The organism is Paeniglutamicibacter psychrophenolicus (assembly GCF_017876575.1).
Taxonomy (GTDB): Bacteria; Actinomycetota; Actinomycetes; order Actinomycetales; family Micrococcaceae; genus Paeniglutamicibacter; species Paeniglutamicibacter psychrophenolicus.
Genome location: NZ_JAGIOE010000001.1, coordinates 4481654 through 4497925 on the forward strand (window position 1 = coordinate 4481654; position 16272 = coordinate 4497925).

Genomic DNA, 16272 nt, shown 5'->3' on the forward strand with positions numbered 1-16272 from the left:
AGCTCGGCTTCCTCCCCGCTGAAACGGAAATGATCATGAACAAGGAACGCGCCCGGGACCAACGATGATCCACGGTCACGGCAACGAAAAAACGCCCTCTTTCCTCACCGGCGGAGGCCGTCCCCGCCAGGCTTCCGCCGCCGGGCCTGGGATCGTCGTCACCACGCGTTCGGACATCGCAGGAGAAACGGTGCATACCCCGGGAACGATCACGTTCTGGCGGGCGTCCCCGGTCCAAACCAGAGCGTGAGCGCGTCAGCAAGCCCTTGATCGGAGCCTTCACCCACCCAGGCGACATAACCGTCCGGGCGGACCAGCACCGCGGCGGGGGCTGCCACCTCGCCCAGCAGCGGAAGCATCCAGCTGCCGGAGAACCGGGCTTCGACAGGCTTCACCCGATCTGCCCACGGCGCGGTCTCGAGGCTGTTCGACTCGGCCAGGCTGAGCAGCACCGGCCTGGCCTCATGGAGCAGGGCGAAGACCCGTTCGGGGCCGTTGGCCGTGTCAAGGTCAAGATCGGGCATGCGTCGTCCGAGCAGCGGGTGCCCTTCCCCGAGGTCGTAGGCGATGTCCAGGCCGTGGATCAGCGCCGCGAGATGACGGCGCGGTTGGTCCATGTGCATCAGCTCGTTGACGGTCTCGGCGAGCGCGGCGGTGCGTGCGTCATTCCGTTGCAGGGCCGTTTGTGCCATCGAGTGCTTGAGCGCGCGGAGCCCCACGGGATGGCGCTCCGCGTGGTAAGAATCCAGCAGGGAATCCGGCGAGAAGCCCTTGAGGACCTGTGCAAGTTTCCAGCCAAGGTTGACGGCGTCCTGCAGGCCCAGGCCGATCCCCTGGCCGCCGGCGGGATAGTGCACGTGTGCGGCGTCCCCGACGAGCAGCACCCGTCCCTTGCGGTAGGTTGCGGCCTGCCGGGTGGCGTCGGTGAACCTGGAGATCGAGGTTGGGCTGTGCACTCCGAAGTCCGTCCCGTACGCCGCGGTCAGGGAATTGGACAGGTCACCCAAATCGGGGTCGTTGCGTGAACCGAGCTGCCGCTCCGTGGTGATGACGCGGTAGGTGCGCCCGTCGTCGAGCAGGCTGAAGCCGTGGACCCCCGCCGCATCCAGTAGCGTCCCGGCGGGCGGCTCCTCGGACACTTCCACTTCGGCGATCAGGTTGCTGCGGGTCGCCTCCCACCCGGGGAATTCGATGCCGGCCGCCTTGCGGACCAGGCTGCGTCCGCCATCGGCCCCCACCAGATACGTGGTTCGGAGTTTGGCGCCCTCGGAGGTCTCGACGGTGACCCCGGTATCGTCCTGGTCGAAGCCAATGACCTCCCGCCCATGGTGCACGGGCACGCCGAGCTGGTTGATCCAGTCTTCGAGGATTGGTTGTATCTGGCTCTGCCACAAACCAAGCCCATAGGGGTGCCGCGTCGGAAAGTCACTGATGTCCAACACCGTGTTGCCGAACCGGGCGGTTTGCACCGTTTTTCCCGCCTTCAGGAAGCGATCGGCGATCCCACGCTGATCGAGGACCTCGATGGTGCGGCAGTGGAAGCCGCCGGCGCGGGATTCGGCCAGCTCCCCCGACAGGCGCCGCTCCATGATCGCCACATCGATGCCTGCCAATGCCAATTCCCCGGCCAGCATCATTCCGGCCGGGCCACTGCCCACAATCAGCACATCCGCCATGTTCTTCCCTCCCGGTGGCGCCCCGCCAAGGGGTGCACTTTCGAGCAGTGTATGGCACGCCGCGGGGCTTGCGGCAAGCCCCATGGAAGGCGATATCCTGAAAATGCAAAGCATCGCCAACATCGGCATCCTCGACCTCTTCAAGGTGGTCCACGATGCCGGATTGGTTGCCCGCCGCCTCCGAATTCCCTGCGTCCTACCAGTTCTGGCGCTCTCGATCACGCTGGTCGAGGGGTGCAGAGTCCTGTCGCCGTGCCACCTCCCGGAAAACCTGCAAGCTTCGCCCCGAACCCGTGCCCTGGAACGTCGAGAAGCGTATATTTGCAGCATGCCGATCCTTCCCAAGGAGCGCGATCCCCGGCTGGTCACCCTCCGTCGCGGGGGCACACTGAGCGATGAACACCACCGGCTGCTTGCCGCCTGGGCGCTGGACTGCGCCGAGCACGTGCTGCCGCTCTTCGAGGACAGGCAACCTGGCGATTCCCGACCTCGGCACGCCATCGAGGTCGGCCGGGCCTGGATCCGTGGCGAGGTGCCGATGCGCGAGGCACATAGGGAGGCTTTCCTGGTCAATGCCGCGGGGCGTTCAAGGCCCGACCCGGTGAAGTTCGCGGCCCTTGCGGCCGGGCAGGCCGTTGCCGTCGCCCACGTGGCAGCCCACGACCTGGGAGCCGCCGCCTACGCCATCAGGGCGGCCGGAGCGGATGTGGACCCCCGGGATGCCGCGGCGGCCCGTGCAGCTGAACGGGAATGGCAGCGCTCCCAACTGCCTGCAGCGGTCCGTGAACTGGTTCTCGATGACCAGAAGCACCGCAATGCCATTTGTTGGAACGCCTTCACCGATTGACTCGGCAGGTGGACCTCGGTATCGAGGCCGGGAGCCTCTGGAGCCCTTACGCAGCACTCATCAATATTCCCAGGCAGAAGTATTCACCAACCATGTATCAATAGTTTTGTTCCAGATACAATTGATACATGGATCTCTACACGACCGCCATGGCATCCGAGGAGCTTGGCATCACCCCGGCCGCCGTGCGACGCCTGGTGGATAGCGGTCGGCTCCAGGCGACAAAATTGGCTGGCACGCTTCTTTTCGAGCCGGCATCCATCCGCAGGCTCCAACGCTGTTCACGGGCCCCGGGACGTATTTGGTCTCCGAGAACCGCATGGGCAGCGCTGGAAATACTGCACAACCGGCAGACGGAACTCATCGACCAGCCCCGTCGGTCGAGGCTCACCAGGCAGTTGCGCTCGCTGGAGGCTGCTGAGTTGCACCGTTTGGCACGCAACCACAGCCAGCTGAGGCGGTTCAGTGCGGGCCCGCGAGTTCGGTCCGGTCTTGCCGGGAACCTGGTGCCAACCGGCATAAGCTCGATCGCCGAAGACACCGTTGCCGACAGGTTCGGCTTGGCCGGAGTTTTGGAAGAGGACCGCCTGGAAGGGTATTGGGTCGGTTCCATCGAGTCACTGCTTGATCGAGTTCCGATGGCCCTCGACGAGGTTGGCGGAGTGCTTGTCAGGTTCGTGGACAGCCCGGATCTGATTTCGGGCGCAGTGGGTTCCGACGCTGTCATTGCGCTGGATTTGATGGACTCCGACGATATCCGCGAACGCGGGGCAGGACGGGATACCTTGCAGAGGATAATCGACAATGCCTGAGCAACGTCCCCGCCAAAGCGTACGTGTCCCCGGAGACCTCTGGCCTTCGCCCTGGCCAAATGTCTTCGAACTGGCCGATGCTGTCCCAAGCCGGCATTGGTCGTTGATCGGCGGCTTGATGGTCCAGTTGCACGTGATTGCCGCGGGCAAGCGGCCAACCAGGCCAACAAGTGACGTGGATGCGCTTATTCACGTTGAGCTCCCGGGCGACAGCATGTCCGTGTTTGGCGATGGACTGAAGCGCCTCGGCTATCGACTGGAGATGCACATCGCTACAGGCGAGGCAACGACCAAGTCGATTTCTTGGTCGCGGACCATTTAGCTCCATCAATCCTGCAACGGTTCAAGCCTCGGGGCGTCGTCCAAGCTCCTGGCGGCACAAACGCCCTGCGAAGAACCATTGAATTCGAATTGGTTCATGCCCAAGGGTCGTCGATCGTCTCGGCCCCGGATATCGTTGGTGCGCTGATGCTCAAATCCGATGCCTACCGAGCAGACTCCAGGGATTCGCAAAGACACCCGCAGGACGCCATTTCCCTGGCGGTGCTGCTTTCCAACACGAACCGTGGGCAAGCGCTCTTTGGCAGGGGTCTCTGGCGCATCAGGCGCCTCATCAAGGACCTCGGCTCGCAGCATCCTCACCGCCTCGGCGTAGGACAAGATGAACTTGCCGATGCAGTCCATGCCCTGCGCGAGCTGCTCAAGCACGAATGAGGCAGTTAGACCTGCAGGCCGACCCCCACAAAACCAGAAAGCCCGCCCGGAACCAAGCCGGGCAGGCCTCCTGCTTCGAAAAGCCGGGTGCTACTTCCCGGCCAAATCGGCCAGCGTGGCGATGAGCAGGCGGCGCTCGACGACCTTGATGCGCTCGTGCAGCGACTCCTCGGTGTCGTCGTCCTCGATCACCACCGCTTCCTGACGAAGGATCGGACCGGTGTCCACCCCGGCGTCCGCGATGTGCACGGTGCAGCCGGTGACCTTGACCCCGTAGGCCATGGCGTCCCGCACGCCGTGGGCACCGGGGAAGGACGGCAGCAGGGCCGGGTGCGTGTTGATGTAGGTGCCGTCGAAGGCGTTGATGAATTCCTCCCCGACGATGCGCATGAAGCCCGAGGAGACCACGTAGTCCGGCGTGTAGGAAAGGCACTTTTCGGTCAGCGCGTGGTTCCATTCGGCGCGGTCGTCGTAGTCCTTGAAGTTCACCACGAAGGTGTCGATGCCGGCGGCCGCGGAGCGTTCCACCCCGTAGGTGCCGTGCTTGTCGGCGCCGACGGCGGCGATTTCCACGTTTTTCAGCGAGCCGTCGGCGACGGCGTCGATGACGGACTGGAGGTTGGACCCGGTGCCGGAGACAAGAACTACGATGCGCATGGGTACCAGTTTAGTTGTACGTGTCAGGGGAACTTGCATCCGTGATTGCCATGACGCATACCCACCCGTGGTTTGGTTTTCTTGTTCCTTGGCCAGCGGCAGGACCTCGGCTCCGGGCAGGGAAGCCAGCACGGCGCCGGAACACAGGATCTTCGATGCGCGGATCCCGCTGCCGATGACCAGGTGCCCGGCCGCGACCACCAACCCACGGTTCACCGGTGCGGAAGCGAATTCCAGCAATCCCGGTTCCATGCCAGCCACCCTACGGGCTCGGCGCCAGCTCCTCGCCCAGGTCCAGCGAACTGGCCACCAGCTCGGCCGTGTAGGGATGGGCGGGGTTGTTGTAGATCTGTTCGGTGTCCCCGGACTCCACGATCCGCCCGTCCTTCATCACGATGACCCGGTCGCACAGGTGGCGCACCACCGACAGGTCGTGGGAGACCATCAGCAGCGTCAGCGCGTACTCGTCCACCAGGTCCGCGATCAGGTTCAGCACCTGGGCGCGCACCGAGACATCCAGCGCGGAAACCGGCTCGTCGGCCACCAGGATGCTCGGGCGGTTCACCAGGGCCCGGGCGATGGAGATGCGCTGGCGCTGCCCGCCGGAGAACTGGTGCGGGTAGCGGGACGCGGATTCCGGCTCCAGGCCCACGAGCCCGAGCATCCTGTGCACCGCGGCCTCGCGCCCGCGGGCATCCAGCGTCTGGCCGGGCACCAGCAGCGGCTCCGCGATGATGTCGGAGACCTTCATCCGCGGGTCCAGCGAACCCATCGGGTCCTGGAAGACGATCTGCAATTGGCGGCGCAGCGGCGCCAGGTCCGCCTCCCTGGCCCCGGAGACCTCGGTTCCGGCCACCACGGCGCTGCCGGTGCTCGGGGCGTCCAGCCCGGCCAGGATGCGCAGCAGCGTGGACTTGCCCGAGCCGGACTCCCCCACGATGCCCACCCGTTCCCCGGCAGCAATGCTGAAGCTGACATCGTCCAGGGCCTTGACCACGGGGCGCGGGCCAAAGGCCCTGGTGCGGGCGCGGTGGTAGGTCCGTCCCAGGTTCGTGGCGGTGATCAGCGCGTCCCCGGCGGGCCGCACGGAACGCCCCGGCGCACCGGCGGCGGTGTCCTTGGCAACCCCGGTGCGCAGCGCCGGGGGCACGTAGCCGGCGGCGGTGTCCACGGTGAACAGCCGGCCGCGTGCATCGGTGGCCGAGATGTCGCTGGCGGCCAGCAGCGCCCGGGTGTACGGGTGGGCCGGGGCCGTGAAGATCTTCTCGATGTCCCCGGATTCCACCAGCCTGCCCTTGCTCAGCACCAGCACCCGGGTGCACATGTTCGCGACCACGGCCAGGTCGTGGGTGATGAACAGCAGCCCGGTGCCGCGCTCGGAAACCTGGGCGGAGATCAGCTCCAGGACCTGTGACTGCACCGTGACATCCAGCGCCGTGGTCGGTTCGTCGGCCAGCAGCAGCTGCGGGTCGTTGGCCAGGGCCATGGCGATCATGACGCGCTGGCGCTGCCCGCCCGAGAGCTGGTGCGGGTAGGCCCCGGCGGCCTGCGCCGGATCGGGGATCTTCACCGAGGCCAGCAGCTCGATGGCGCGTTTTCCGGCCGCGGACCGGGTGGGCACCGTGCGGTGCACCAGCATCACCTCGGCGACCTGCGCGCCGATTTTCATCAGCGGGTTCAGGGCCGAGAGCGGCTCCTGGAAGACCATCGAGATCTCATCCCCGCGCAGCCCCCTCATGGCCTTGTCACCGGCGGTGAGCAACTCCGGGGCGAACCCGCGCAGGTGCGCGCTGCCGCTGGGCGTCAGCTCCTCGGGGAGCAGGCCCAGCAGGGCCGTGGCGGTCAGGGACTTGCCGGACCCGGATTCGCCGATCAGCCCGATCCGCTCGCCGGCGGCCATGGAGAAGGACAACCCGGAAACCAACGGGGTGTCCCCGGCGGCGATGCCCAGGTTTTCGACGCGCAGCAGCGGCTCTTCTTGGATTTCGTTGCCTTGGCTCATGCCTTGCCCCTGCCCAGCTTCGGGTCCAGCCAGTCGCGCAGCCCGTCCCCGAGCAGGTTGAAGCCCATCACGGCCAGCGCGATCGCCAGCCCGGGCCAGATTGCCATGGCCGGGAAGGTGCCCCAGTACTGCTGGGATTCCTGCAGCATCCGCCCCCAGGAGGGCACCGGCGGGGGCGTGCCCAGGCCCAGAAAGGACAGCGCCGCCTCGGCCAGCACCGCCAGGGCGAAGGTCACCGAGCACTGGATCAGCAGCATCCCGGTGATGTTCGGCAGCACGTGGCGCACGGCGATGCGCACCGGGCGCTGGGCCGCGGCCCGGGCCGCCAGCACGTATTCGGCGTTCATGACCTGCAGCGTCCCGGCGCGGGCCACCCGGGCGAAGCCGGGCACCGAGGCCAACCCGATCGCCGCCATCGCCGAGACGGTGGAGGCGCCGTAGACCGCGGCGAACATGATGGCCAGCAGCAGCGCGGGGAAGGCCAGCAGGATGTCGGCGCCGCGCATGGTGATCTCCTCGACCGCGCCGCGCTTCATCCCGGCCCAGATGCCGACCGGGGTGCCGATGAGCACCGCGATGCCGACCGAGACCACCCCGACCAGCAGCGTGATCCGTGCCCCGACCAGGATGCGGGAGAGCAGGTCGCGGCCCAGGTTGTCGGTGCCCAGCCAGTGCTGCGGGCCGGGGCCCTGCAACCGCGCCGGCGCGTTGACCTGCAACGGGTCAAAGGGCGTATAGATAAAAGAGAGCAGGGCCGTGGCCGCAATCAGGGCCACGATCGCGGCCCCGACGAGCAGGGCCGGGGTGGGTCGGGCGTTTCTCATCTCTCTCCCTGGGCGGCTGCGCGGATGCGCGGGTCAACGATGGTGTACAGCACGTCCACCAGCAGGTTGACGACCAGGGTGATGGCCACCAGCACCATCACCACCGACTGGACGGTGAGCAGGTCCCGGTTTCCCACCGCGGAAAGCAGCATCGAGCCAAGTCCCGGGATCACGAAGACCCGCTCGATGACCACCGCGCCGATGATCAGCGCGGAAAACTGCACGGAAGTCACCGTCAGCACCGGGATCGCGGCGTTGCGCAGCCCGTGCCGCACCAGCGCCCCCAGCGGGGACAGGCCCTTGGCCCGGGCGGTGCGCAGGTAGTCCTCGTGCATGACCTCCAGCACCGCGGAGCGCACGTAGCGCACCAGGATCGCGGACTGCACCCCGGCCAGCGCAATGACCGGCAGCACCAGCCGGGCCAGGAATCCGGCGAAGTCGTCCCCGGGGGCCACCCAGCCGTTGGCCGGCAGCCAGCCCAGGCGCAGCGCAAAGAAGGAGACCAGCACGATGCCCAGCAGGAAGCCGGGGATCGCGATGCCCAGCTGGCTGGCCGCGGAGATCACCGCGCCGGAGGGCTTGTTGTGCCACACCGCGGCAATGGTCCCGGCCGGGACCGCGATCGCCAGCGCGAGCACCATGGCCAGGGTCACCAGGATCAGCGAGACCTGCGCCTTGTCCGCCACCAGCGGCGAGATGTCGGTCCGGGTCACATAGGAGACCCCGAAGTCCCCGCGCCAGAGCCCGGAAAACCAGTCCCAGTACTGCACCGGAAGCGGCCTGTCGGTGCCGAATTGCTTCGCCAGGCCCGCCACCACCTCGGGGGTCGCGTTTTCCCCGGCGGCGATGGCCGCCGGGTCCCCGGGCAGCACGCGCATCAGCGCGAAGACCGCCAGGGTGGCCGCCAGCAGGGACAGCACGAAGCGTGCGAGGTTCCCCGCAATGCGCACCAGCATGTGCGCCGCCCTAGGACCAGGCGATTGGCGCGAGGTTCAGCGCCTCGGTGACCGAGTTGGCCCCCAGCCCGCTGATCCCCGCCTTGGCCACCGAGATGTTCGGGAAGATGAACAGCGTGTCCACCGGTGCATCGTCCACGATGGTGCGCACCACGTTCTTCATGCCCTCGACGTAGTTCGCCTCGTCGCTCGCATCCGCCGCGGCGGCCTCGTCCTTGATCTTGGAGTTGTCGTAGCCGATGTAGTAGTTGGGGTTGTTGAACATGGTCAGCAGGTCGCGGGCCTCCACGGCCAGGATCACCGACATCTGGTAGTCGTGGCGCGTGAAGACCTGATCCAGCCACACGGCCGGGAACTCGGCGGAGGCGATCTTCGCATCGATGCCCACGTCGCGCAGCTGCGACTGGACGATCTCCGAGACCGCCGTGGCGTACGGGCGGGTGGGCACCGTGAAGGTGATCTTCAGGTCCTGGGCCCCGGCGTCCTTCAGCAGGGCCCTGGCCTTGGCCGGGTCGAAGGGGTAGCGGTCGTTGAGGTCCTCGTAGTACGGGTCGGTGGGCGGCACCGGCCCGCCGACCAGGGTGCCCAGCCCGTTCCAGGCGGTGTCGCGCACGGCCTTGCGGTCGATGGCGTAGAGCACCGCCTGGCGCACCCGCTTGTCGTTGAAGGGCTTGGCCTTGTTGTTCATCGAGAGGATGACCTCGCCGTTGGAGGTGCCCTCGAGCACCTGGTAGGCGGGGTTGGACTCGAAGGAGGAAAGCAGCTCGGGGGCCTGCATGTTGTAGATGACATCCACGTCCCCGGAGGACAGCGCGTTGGTCGTCGCGATGGCGTCGGCGAAGTAGCGCAGGGACACGTCCTTGATGCCAGGTGCCGCGCCCCAGTAGTCGGGGCGGGCGACCAGGTTGATCGATTCCCCGCGCGCCCAGGAGGCAAGCTTGTAGGGTCCGGTGCCCACCGGGTTGTTGGCCAGGTCGTCCACGCCCGAGGGGTCGAACATGGCCCCGACCAGCGTGGTCATCGAGTACAGCCAGGCCTGCGAGGGACGGGCAAGGTTCACCGTGACCGAGGTCGGCGAGTTGACCACCACGTCCTGGACATCGTCCATCTTGGACTTGAGCCCGTTGAGCCACGCCGAGGACTTGACCCGTTCGATGGAGAACTTCACGTCCTCGGCGTCGAAGGCCGCCCCGTTGGAGAACGTCGCGCCCTCGACCAGGGTGAAGGTGTAGGACTTGTTCATGTTGCTGGTTTCCCACTTCGTGGCCAGCAGCGGGCGGATCGCGCCGGTCTGGTCCAGGGTCACCAGGCCCTCATACACGTTGGCCATCATGGCCTGCGGGATCGCTGCCCCGGCAGTGGTGGTGAAGTCCAGGTTCACCGGCTCGCCGGTCAGCGCGACCACGAGCTTGTCCTTGTCCGCCGGTGCCCCGCCGGTGGATCCAGCGCTGCAGGCCGCCAGCATCAGCAGCGCAGCAAGCACGGCGGCGAGCCGTGCGCCCCGCCTGCCACGTCGGGCCGTCAAGATTGCCTGCATCGAACCATCATTCCTTTGAGCTACCCGGGGTGGGTCGGCGCCGGGCGCCGCCCGTGGTGCGAATGCACCGCTGACAAACCATTATCGTACGCACAGGGCCCCGGTGCTAACCCATTCCCTGTATCGATCGGGGCCATCGGGTCTAGTGTGGAAGATATGGGCAGCAACACCACCACTGGGGCATCCGATCCCGCGCGCCCGCTCCTTGCCTGGGTCGCGGCCACCATAGCGGCCATGGCCTGTGCACTGTGCTTCTGGTACCTGCCGCTGCCGTGGCGGCTGGGCGGGTTGCCCTTCGCTGTGGCCGGAACCGTCGTCGGGGCCATCACCTGCGTGCTGGCATGGCGGAACCCCGCCGCCGGCATGCTGCGGATAGCCGCCCCCGTCGCGACGCTGGCCTGCGGGCTCTTCGCGCTGCCGCTGGCCGGGCAGCTGGCCTTCTACGGGCCGGCCCTGCACTACCAGCAATGCCAGCGCGACGCCCTGACGCTGCGCTCGGAGGCGGCATGCACCCAGGAATTCAAGAAACAACTGGACCCAAGTGAATTGAGGATCTTGAAATGAGCGAACAAATCATGCCCGACACCAAGGACTGGACCCTGGTGCTGAACGAAACCTGCAACGAGTGCGGGATCGATGTGCGGGCGCTGAGCACCGCGCAGGTCGCCGCCTTGGTGCGCGAGGCCTCCGGGCGCTTTGCCGAGGTGCTGGGCTCCCCCGGCGCGGGCACCCGGCCCTCGCCGATGGTGTGGAGCGCGCACGAATACGTGGCCCACGTGGCCCAGATGTACCGGGTGATGACCGAGCGCCTGGCGCTGATCGTCGAGAAGGACGCCCCGTTGTTTGCGAACTGGGACCAGGATGCGGCGGCCGTCGCGAACGACTACGCCTCGATCCCGGCCCTCGAGGTCGCCCGGATGCTCGAGGAAGCCTCGCTGGCCTTCGCCGGGGCGTTGGAGGCGCTGACCGATGCACAGCTCCCGCGGATGGGCACCCGGTCCAACGGCGCGGTGTTCACCACCGCCACGCTGGCCCAGTACGCCTGGCACGACGCGGCCCACCACCTGCACCACGATCTGGGCGTGGCCCGCAACTAGGGCGGATCTAGCCGTCGAGCACCGGGTCGTGCTCCAGCAGCGGGGAGATGAGGTATCCAATGGCGGTGCCCAGGGCGACCTCGGCGGCCAGCAGCAGCGCGGTCATCAGGACATCCGGCCCCACCTCGGTGAACCGCCCGATGCCAAGCGAGCCGCCGGCCAGCCAGGAACCCACCAGCGACAGCGCCCCGGCGAAGGCGCCGACGAACACGCCCAGGGCCACGGTTGACAGGCCCAGGGAGGCCCAGCGGGAGCGGATGCGCTTGGAGACCCAGTCGTCCAGGTGGTTCTCCCCCACCCGCAGGAAGTACCAGCCGGCCAACATCCCGGCCAGCACCGGCAGGCCCATGAACGCCCAGGCGTAAGCCAGGTCCCCGGAGGGCAGCGCCGCGAGAACCGGGACCGCCGGCAGCGGGCCGACGGTGGTTTCCAGCGTGGACAGCGTGCTGCCCACCCCCAGGGTGAAGCCGCCGCCGGTGATCCAGGCCAGGGTCCACAGCGCCAGGTTGGGCATGATCCCCAGCTGGCCCAGGGTCAGCACGGCCGAGCCGATGGCCCCGGGGCGCAGCTGCTGGTAGACGTTGGAGACATCGACCCAGTGCACACCCAGGTTGATGGCCAGCAGCAGCGAGGACAGCGCAAAGGTGAACATGTAGGCCAGGGTGCCGCCGCACAGCACCGCCCACACATAGGACCCGGCCCAGCGCGAGTGCTGCGAGGTCTTGGAGATCCAGGCCGCGGCGTCGAAGCCGATCAGCCGGCCCCAGGATCCGGCCTCGCGGCGGGCGCCGATGACCACCCCAGCGCCTGCAGGGATGGCGGGGATGAGGGTGGCGGCCAACAGCGAAACCGAGGCTTCCTCGTTGTTCACCAGGAACCCGGTGAACAGCCCGCAGAGCAGGTAGACGCCCAGCGCCCCGAGGATGCCCTGCCACAACGAGTCGGTGTAGGAGGCCCGCGCGATGCGCCGCCCGGCGCGCCAGCACAGGAAGAACGGGATCAGCGTGAGACCCAGCGGGGTGAAATCCAGCAGCCCGGAGCCCTGGGAGGGGTCGGCGCCGGTGCCCACCTGCAGCAGGTGCAGCGGGACCGCGTGGATCAGCAGCCAGATCTGTCCGCCCATCTTCAGCACCGATTCGATGCTGCGGTCAGCGAAGCCGCCGCTGAACCACACGGCGAACCACGGGATGACCACGAGGAAGGCCGAGAACAGGGCGGCCTGCAGGAACTCGAAGGCACCTTGCAGGAACAACGGCATGGGCCAGCCGGTGCTCAGCCGTTGGCGTGCCGCGTTCAATGCCGCCGCGGCGGGCGGCTGCTTTTTCTTCTCACTCATTGCTTCCAATCGTGCCATCGATGCGTGCCCGCGGCCCTGATTGACGCGTTTGCGCGCACCCCGGCGTTAAAGCGCGCGCAATCCGCTGACCAATGCCGTGACGGCACCGAAGAAGGCAAAGCAAAGCACGAAAAATCGTGCGTGCCGGTCGGTGACCACGCGTTGGACCTGCTCGCCGATGAGCACCCCGGCACCGATGAACACGGCAACCGCGATCCAGGCCCATCCGGGCAGCGGCGGCAGCTGGTCGGGGGTGGTGATGAACTTCATGGCCACGGTGACCGCTCCGGTCACCACGAAGAAGGGCTGCAGGGTCGCGGCGAAGGGGCGTTGGGGCCAGCGGGCGAGCACCGCGTAGGCGCTCACCGCAGGTCCCCCGACCCCGGCCAGGGCATTGGTGAGCCCGGAGAGGAACCCGGCGCCGGCCTTGGGAACCTGCCCGGCGACGGTCACGTTCGCACGCACCAGGATCAGGGAAAGCAGCAGCGCGGCGAGCACCGTGGCGCCGACCACGATCGACAGCGGGGCCTGGGGCAGGCCCCCGGCCAGCAGTGCGCCGGCCACCGATCCGACGACGCTGAAGGAGCACAGCCAGCGGAACATCGACCAGTCGATGTCCTTCCAGACCCGGGGGACGATGATCGCCGAGGAGACCACTCCGCAGATGTTCACCAGGAACACCCCCTGGTGCGCGCCCAGGGCGAGGACCAGGAACGGGGAGATGAGCATCGCGAAACCGAGTCCCGCCACGCGCTGGGCGATGGCACCGAGCACAACCATGCCAAGCACGAGCAAGATGAGGGGAAGTTCCATTCGATCGAGCCTATTCTCTTGTGGCCGCGCGCTTGTGACGGCCGGTCGGCTTCCAGCTGACCGGTCGGCGTCGCCGGATCTGAAATCCCGGGTCGGCCGATCTAAATTCTTTCGATTTTACGAACTGCCAAAAACCCCGCAATCCCGGGCTTGGATCAACCTTGATCTAAAATGTTGGTTTTACGGATCTAAATTGTTGCCGACTTTGCGCCGGACGCCAAGCACCTCCCAGGCACCCATGCGGGAACACGTTGCAAGCGGCCCCGCACGAGGACCGAACCTCCGAACAGGACCGCTTGACTGGTGTTCCGGGGCGCTGCCCGGTGTGGTCAGTAGCTGGCCGGGGCCCCGGCCTGGCTTCCGGCGCTGGGCAGGAACTTGGCTGCCAGCGCCTCGGTGCCGCGGGCCAGCAGCGCCACGTCGGCCCCAACCCCCACATAGTGGGCCCCGAGCTCGATGTAGCGGTGGGCCGAGGCTTCCGCGAAGGCATTGACGCCAACGTACTTCCCGGCGGCCCGGCCCACGGCAATGGCCCGTTCCACCGCGGCGACGACGTCGGGGTGGTCCTGCTGACCGATCACGCCCATCGAGGCGGCCAGGTCCGAGGGACCGATGAAGATACCGTCCACGCCCTCGGTTTCCACGATCTCCTTGACGTTGGCAACGGCCTCGGCCGATTCGATCTGCACCATCAGGGTCAGCGTTTCCCCGGCGCGGGTCAGGTAGTCAGGGACGCGGTTCCAGCGGGCCGAGCGGGCCAGCGCTGAACCGACGCCGCGCACACCCATCGGCGGGTAGTGGCAGGCGGACACCGCGGCGCGGGCCTCGACGGCGTTGTTGACCATGGGGATGATTAGCGACTGCACGCCCAAATCGAGGTACTGCTTGATCATCACGGTGTCGTTGACCGGCGGACGTACCACCGGGATGACCGGGTATCCGCGCACCGATTGCAACTGGCCCAGGATCGATTCGAGCCCGTTGGGCGAGTGCTCGGCATCGATGAAGATCCAGTCGAAGCCTGCACCGGCGCAGATCTCGGCGACCAGCGGGGAACCGGAACATACCCAGATGCCGGCCAGCGCACGATCGGCGTGGTGCAGCGCGTCCTTGAAGGACGGGTCGGGTTCTATGAGAAATGGCATGTCACGGTCCCCATTCGTCCGTAGTCGGCAAAGACAGTGTCTCCCTTGTCGACCCACATCGGGCGGGTGAAGGAGCCGGCCAGGATGATCTCCCCGGCGTTGAGCTTGTCGCCGTGGGCGGCGATCTTGTTGGCCAGCCAGTAGACCCCGGCCGCCGGGTGGTTCAGCACGCCGGCGGCGACGCCGGTTTCCTCGACGACCTGGTTCTTGTACAGGATCCCCGAAACCCAGCGCAGGTCGATGTCGGCCGGCTTCATCGGGTTCCCGCCGATGACCATCGCTCCCATGGCCGCGTTGTCCGAGATGGTGTCCACGATGGTGCGCCCCTCCATCTCGATGCGCGAGTCAAGGATCTCCAGGGCCGGGATGACGTACTCGGTGGCATTGAGCACGTCGAAGATGTTGGCGTTGGGGCCTTCGATGTCCTTGTTGAGCTTGAAGGCCAGTTCCATTTCCACGCGCGGGTGGGTGTACTTGTCCCATTCGAAGGTGCAGCCCGAGTCCAGGACCATGTCATCGAAGATGATTCCGTAGTCCGGTTCGGTGATGCCGGTGGCCATCTGCATGGCGCGGGAGGTCAACCCGATCTTGCGGCCTGCCAGGGTGCGTCCGTTGGCCTCGGAGCGCCGCCGCCAGAGGTTTTGGACCTTGTAGGAGTCCTCGACGGTCATTTCGGGGAAGCGGGCGGTCAGTCGCTTGACCGGAACGCGGTCGTGACCCGCCTGCACGAGCTCGTCGGCTATCTGGGTGATGGTCTCTTCATTGAGCATGCTGGACTGGGCCCTTCCGGAGATCTTGTTTTGGTGCTGTGGCCGCTTCGAGATTCCGGGGCCACACGTGAACATGCTAGCCAATGCGTAGCCCAAGTCACATTCCGTCCATCCGCGTGTCAAGGCCGGATGCAGCGCTGCGGACGCCCCCGACGACCCGGGAACGTCCGCAGCGCGGTCGATCCAGGTGCTATCGGGCCAGGGCCAGGGCTGCGGCCGCCGCGGCGACCAGCTCGGGGCTGGTCACGTCGAATGCCGATTCCCCGCCGCCGGGGCCCGAGGCGCCCCGGGTGCTTTGGGTGCGCGCCGAGAGGTGGATGCCGTCCAGCGAAGCCAGGGCGGGGATGTCCTCGATCCGCACGCCGCCGCCTGCCTGGATCTGCGGGTTGCCCGCCGCCTCGGTGCGCAACAGGTGCAGCACCTCGGCGCCGGCGCCCGAGGCCGGAGCCCCTCCAGAGGTCAGGATCCGGTGTGCGCCCACGGTGCGCAGCTGCGCAACGAGCTCGGCAATCGGCATGCCGTTTTCCAGCAGCACGTCCACGCAGCGGTGGACGGTGATTTCGATGTCCCGGTTCACCAGGTGGGCGGCGGCAACCAGCGTGGAGAGCACCGAAAGGTCCAGCGCTGCGTCGCCCTCGGCCAGTGCGCCGATCACGATCCCGGCGGCCCCGGCGTGTGCGGCGTGGGTGATGTCGCTGGCCATCAGCTCGATTTCGTCCGGGGTGTAGGTGTAGCCGCCGCCGCGCGGGCGGATCAGCACATGCACGCCGATTCCGACGGTGACCACCGCCTCGATGGTGCCCAGGGTGGGTGTCAGCCCGCCCATGCCCAATGCGGTGCACAGCTCGACGCGGTCCGCTCCGTTCTCCAGGGCGATCCTGGCTCCGGCCGCATCCTGGACCGCGATTTCAAGTTTCGCCTGAACTACCAAGCGGCCAGACTCGGATTCCATGCCGCCCTCCAAACGGGTCAAGTCCCCGGCGGGGTTTTCGATGCTCATGGACACTGTCGCTCGATTCTCGTATCTGTGCTTGGTTCCGGGTGGTAGGCATGGGCCAGGGGCATCAGCCGGCTACCCAGGACCTG

General features: G+C 67.2%; 17 protein-coding genes. 6 read left to right on the forward strand and 11 right to left on the reverse strand.

Annotated features, from left to right (window positions below; translation table 11 throughout):
* Positions 1 to 209 precede the first annotated feature (209 nt).
* Positions 210 to 1676, reverse strand: coding sequence for an FAD-dependent monooxygenase (locus JOF46_RS20105; protein WP_209910633.1), 1467 nt, complete (start codon positions 1674 to 1676; stop codon positions 210 to 212).
* A gap of 328 nt (positions 1677 to 2004) precedes the next feature.
* Here JOF46_RS20105 and JOF46_RS20110 point away from each other — a divergent pair, with 328 nt between their 5' ends.
* The 4 genes from JOF46_RS20110 (at position 2005) to JOF46_RS20125 (ending at position 4049) form a co-directional block, all read left to right on the forward strand.
* Entirely contained in the window at positions 2005 to 2523 is a 519-nt protein-coding gene (locus JOF46_RS20110) for a putative immunity protein (protein WP_209910636.1), read from the forward strand.
* A gap of 128 nt (positions 2524 to 2651) precedes the next feature.
* A complete protein-coding gene (locus tag JOF46_RS20115) occupies positions 2652 to 3335 on the forward strand; it encodes a helix-turn-helix domain-containing protein (RefSeq protein WP_209910638.1) in 684 nt (227 codons plus the stop codon).
* Complete coding sequence (locus tag JOF46_RS20120; RefSeq protein WP_209910641.1) at positions 3328 to 3657, forward strand: hypothetical protein; 330 nt, start codon at positions 3328 to 3330, stop codon at positions 3655 to 3657. The genes JOF46_RS20115 and JOF46_RS20120 overlap by 8 nt, the downstream gene beginning before the upstream one ends.
* An 89-nt stretch (positions 3658 to 3746) precedes the next feature.
* Entirely contained in the window at positions 3747 to 4049 is a 303-nt protein-coding gene (locus JOF46_RS20125) for a hypothetical protein (protein ID WP_209910644.1), read from the forward strand.
* 90 nt (positions 4050 to 4139) lie between these two features.
* Here the strand turns inward: JOF46_RS20125 and purN are convergent, their stop codons facing one another.
* The 5 genes from purN to JOF46_RS20150 all read right to left on the reverse strand — a co-directional run bounded on the left by purN (position 4140) and on the right by JOF46_RS20150 (position 10025).
* Positions 4140 to 4706: a phosphoribosylglycinamide formyltransferase gene (purN, locus tag JOF46_RS20130; RefSeq protein WP_209912090.1), complete on the reverse strand. Its 567-nt coding sequence runs from the start codon at positions 4704 to 4706 to the stop codon at positions 4140 to 4142.
* Positions 4707 to 4968: 262 nt separating this feature from the next.
* Positions 4969 to 6708 carry a dipeptide ABC transporter ATP-binding protein gene (locus JOF46_RS20135; RefSeq protein ID WP_209910646.1) on the reverse strand — a complete coding sequence of 580 codons (1740 nt, stop codon included), beginning with the start codon at positions 6706 to 6708 and terminating at the stop codon, positions 4969 to 4971.
* Entirely contained in the window at positions 6705 to 7532 is an 828-nt protein-coding gene (locus JOF46_RS20140) for an ABC transporter permease (RefSeq protein ID WP_209910648.1), read from the reverse strand. The genes JOF46_RS20135 and JOF46_RS20140 overlap by 4 nt, the downstream gene beginning before the upstream one ends.
* Positions 7529 to 8488, reverse strand: coding sequence for an ABC transporter permease (locus JOF46_RS20145; protein ID WP_209910651.1), 960 nt, complete (start codon positions 8486 to 8488; stop codon positions 7529 to 7531). The genes JOF46_RS20140 and JOF46_RS20145 overlap by 4 nt, the downstream gene beginning before the upstream one ends.
* A gap of 10 nt (positions 8489 to 8498) precedes the next feature.
* Positions 8499 to 10025: an ABC transporter substrate-binding protein gene (locus tag JOF46_RS20150; RefSeq protein WP_209910654.1), complete on the reverse strand. Its 1527-nt coding sequence runs from the start codon at positions 10023 to 10025 to the stop codon at positions 8499 to 8501.
* Positions 10026 to 10181: 156 nt separating this feature from the next.
* Here JOF46_RS20150 and JOF46_RS20155 point away from each other — a divergent pair, with 156 nt between their 5' ends.
* Complete coding sequence (locus JOF46_RS20155; RefSeq protein ID WP_209910657.1) at positions 10182 to 10589, forward strand: hypothetical protein; 408 nt, start codon at positions 10182 to 10184, stop codon at positions 10587 to 10589.
* Entirely contained in the window at positions 10586 to 11122 is a 537-nt protein-coding gene (locus JOF46_RS20160; RefSeq protein ID WP_209910659.1) for a DinB family protein, read from the forward strand. The genes JOF46_RS20155 and JOF46_RS20160 overlap by 4 nt, the downstream gene beginning before the upstream one ends.
* 7 nt (positions 11123 to 11129) lie before the next feature.
* On the opposite strand, the gene JOF46_RS20165 is transcribed toward JOF46_RS20160, so the two are convergent.
* From JOF46_RS20165 to JOF46_RS20185, 5 genes are all read right to left on the reverse strand, one after another.
* On the reverse strand, positions 11130 to 12458 hold the full coding sequence (locus JOF46_RS20165; RefSeq protein WP_209910662.1) for a cell division protein PerM: 1329 nt from the start codon (positions 12456 to 12458) through the stop codon (positions 11130 to 11132).
* 66 nt (positions 12459 to 12524) lie between these two features.
* Positions 12525 to 13271 carry a sulfite exporter TauE/SafE family protein gene (locus JOF46_RS20170; protein WP_209910665.1) on the reverse strand — a complete coding sequence of 249 codons (747 nt, stop codon included), beginning with the start codon at positions 13269 to 13271 and terminating at the stop codon, positions 12525 to 12527.
* Between the two features lie 329 nt (positions 13272 to 13600).
* Positions 13601 to 14416 carry an aldolase/citrate lyase family protein gene (locus JOF46_RS20175; protein ID WP_209910668.1) on the reverse strand — a complete coding sequence of 272 codons (816 nt, stop codon included), beginning with the start codon at positions 14414 to 14416 and terminating at the stop codon, positions 13601 to 13603.
* Positions 14401 to 15186, reverse strand: a complete 786-nt coding sequence (gene hpaH, locus JOF46_RS20180) for a 2-oxo-hept-4-ene-1,7-dioate hydratase (RefSeq protein WP_209910671.1) — start codon at positions 15184 to 15186, stop codon at positions 14401 to 14403. The genes JOF46_RS20175 and hpaH overlap by 16 nt, the downstream gene beginning before the upstream one ends.
* Positions 15187 to 15376: 190 nt before the next feature.
* Positions 15377 to 16186, reverse strand: coding sequence for a copper homeostasis protein CutC (locus JOF46_RS20185; RefSeq protein ID WP_209910672.1), 810 nt, complete (start codon positions 16184 to 16186; stop codon positions 15377 to 15379).
* Positions 16187 to 16272 lie beyond the last annotated feature (86 nt).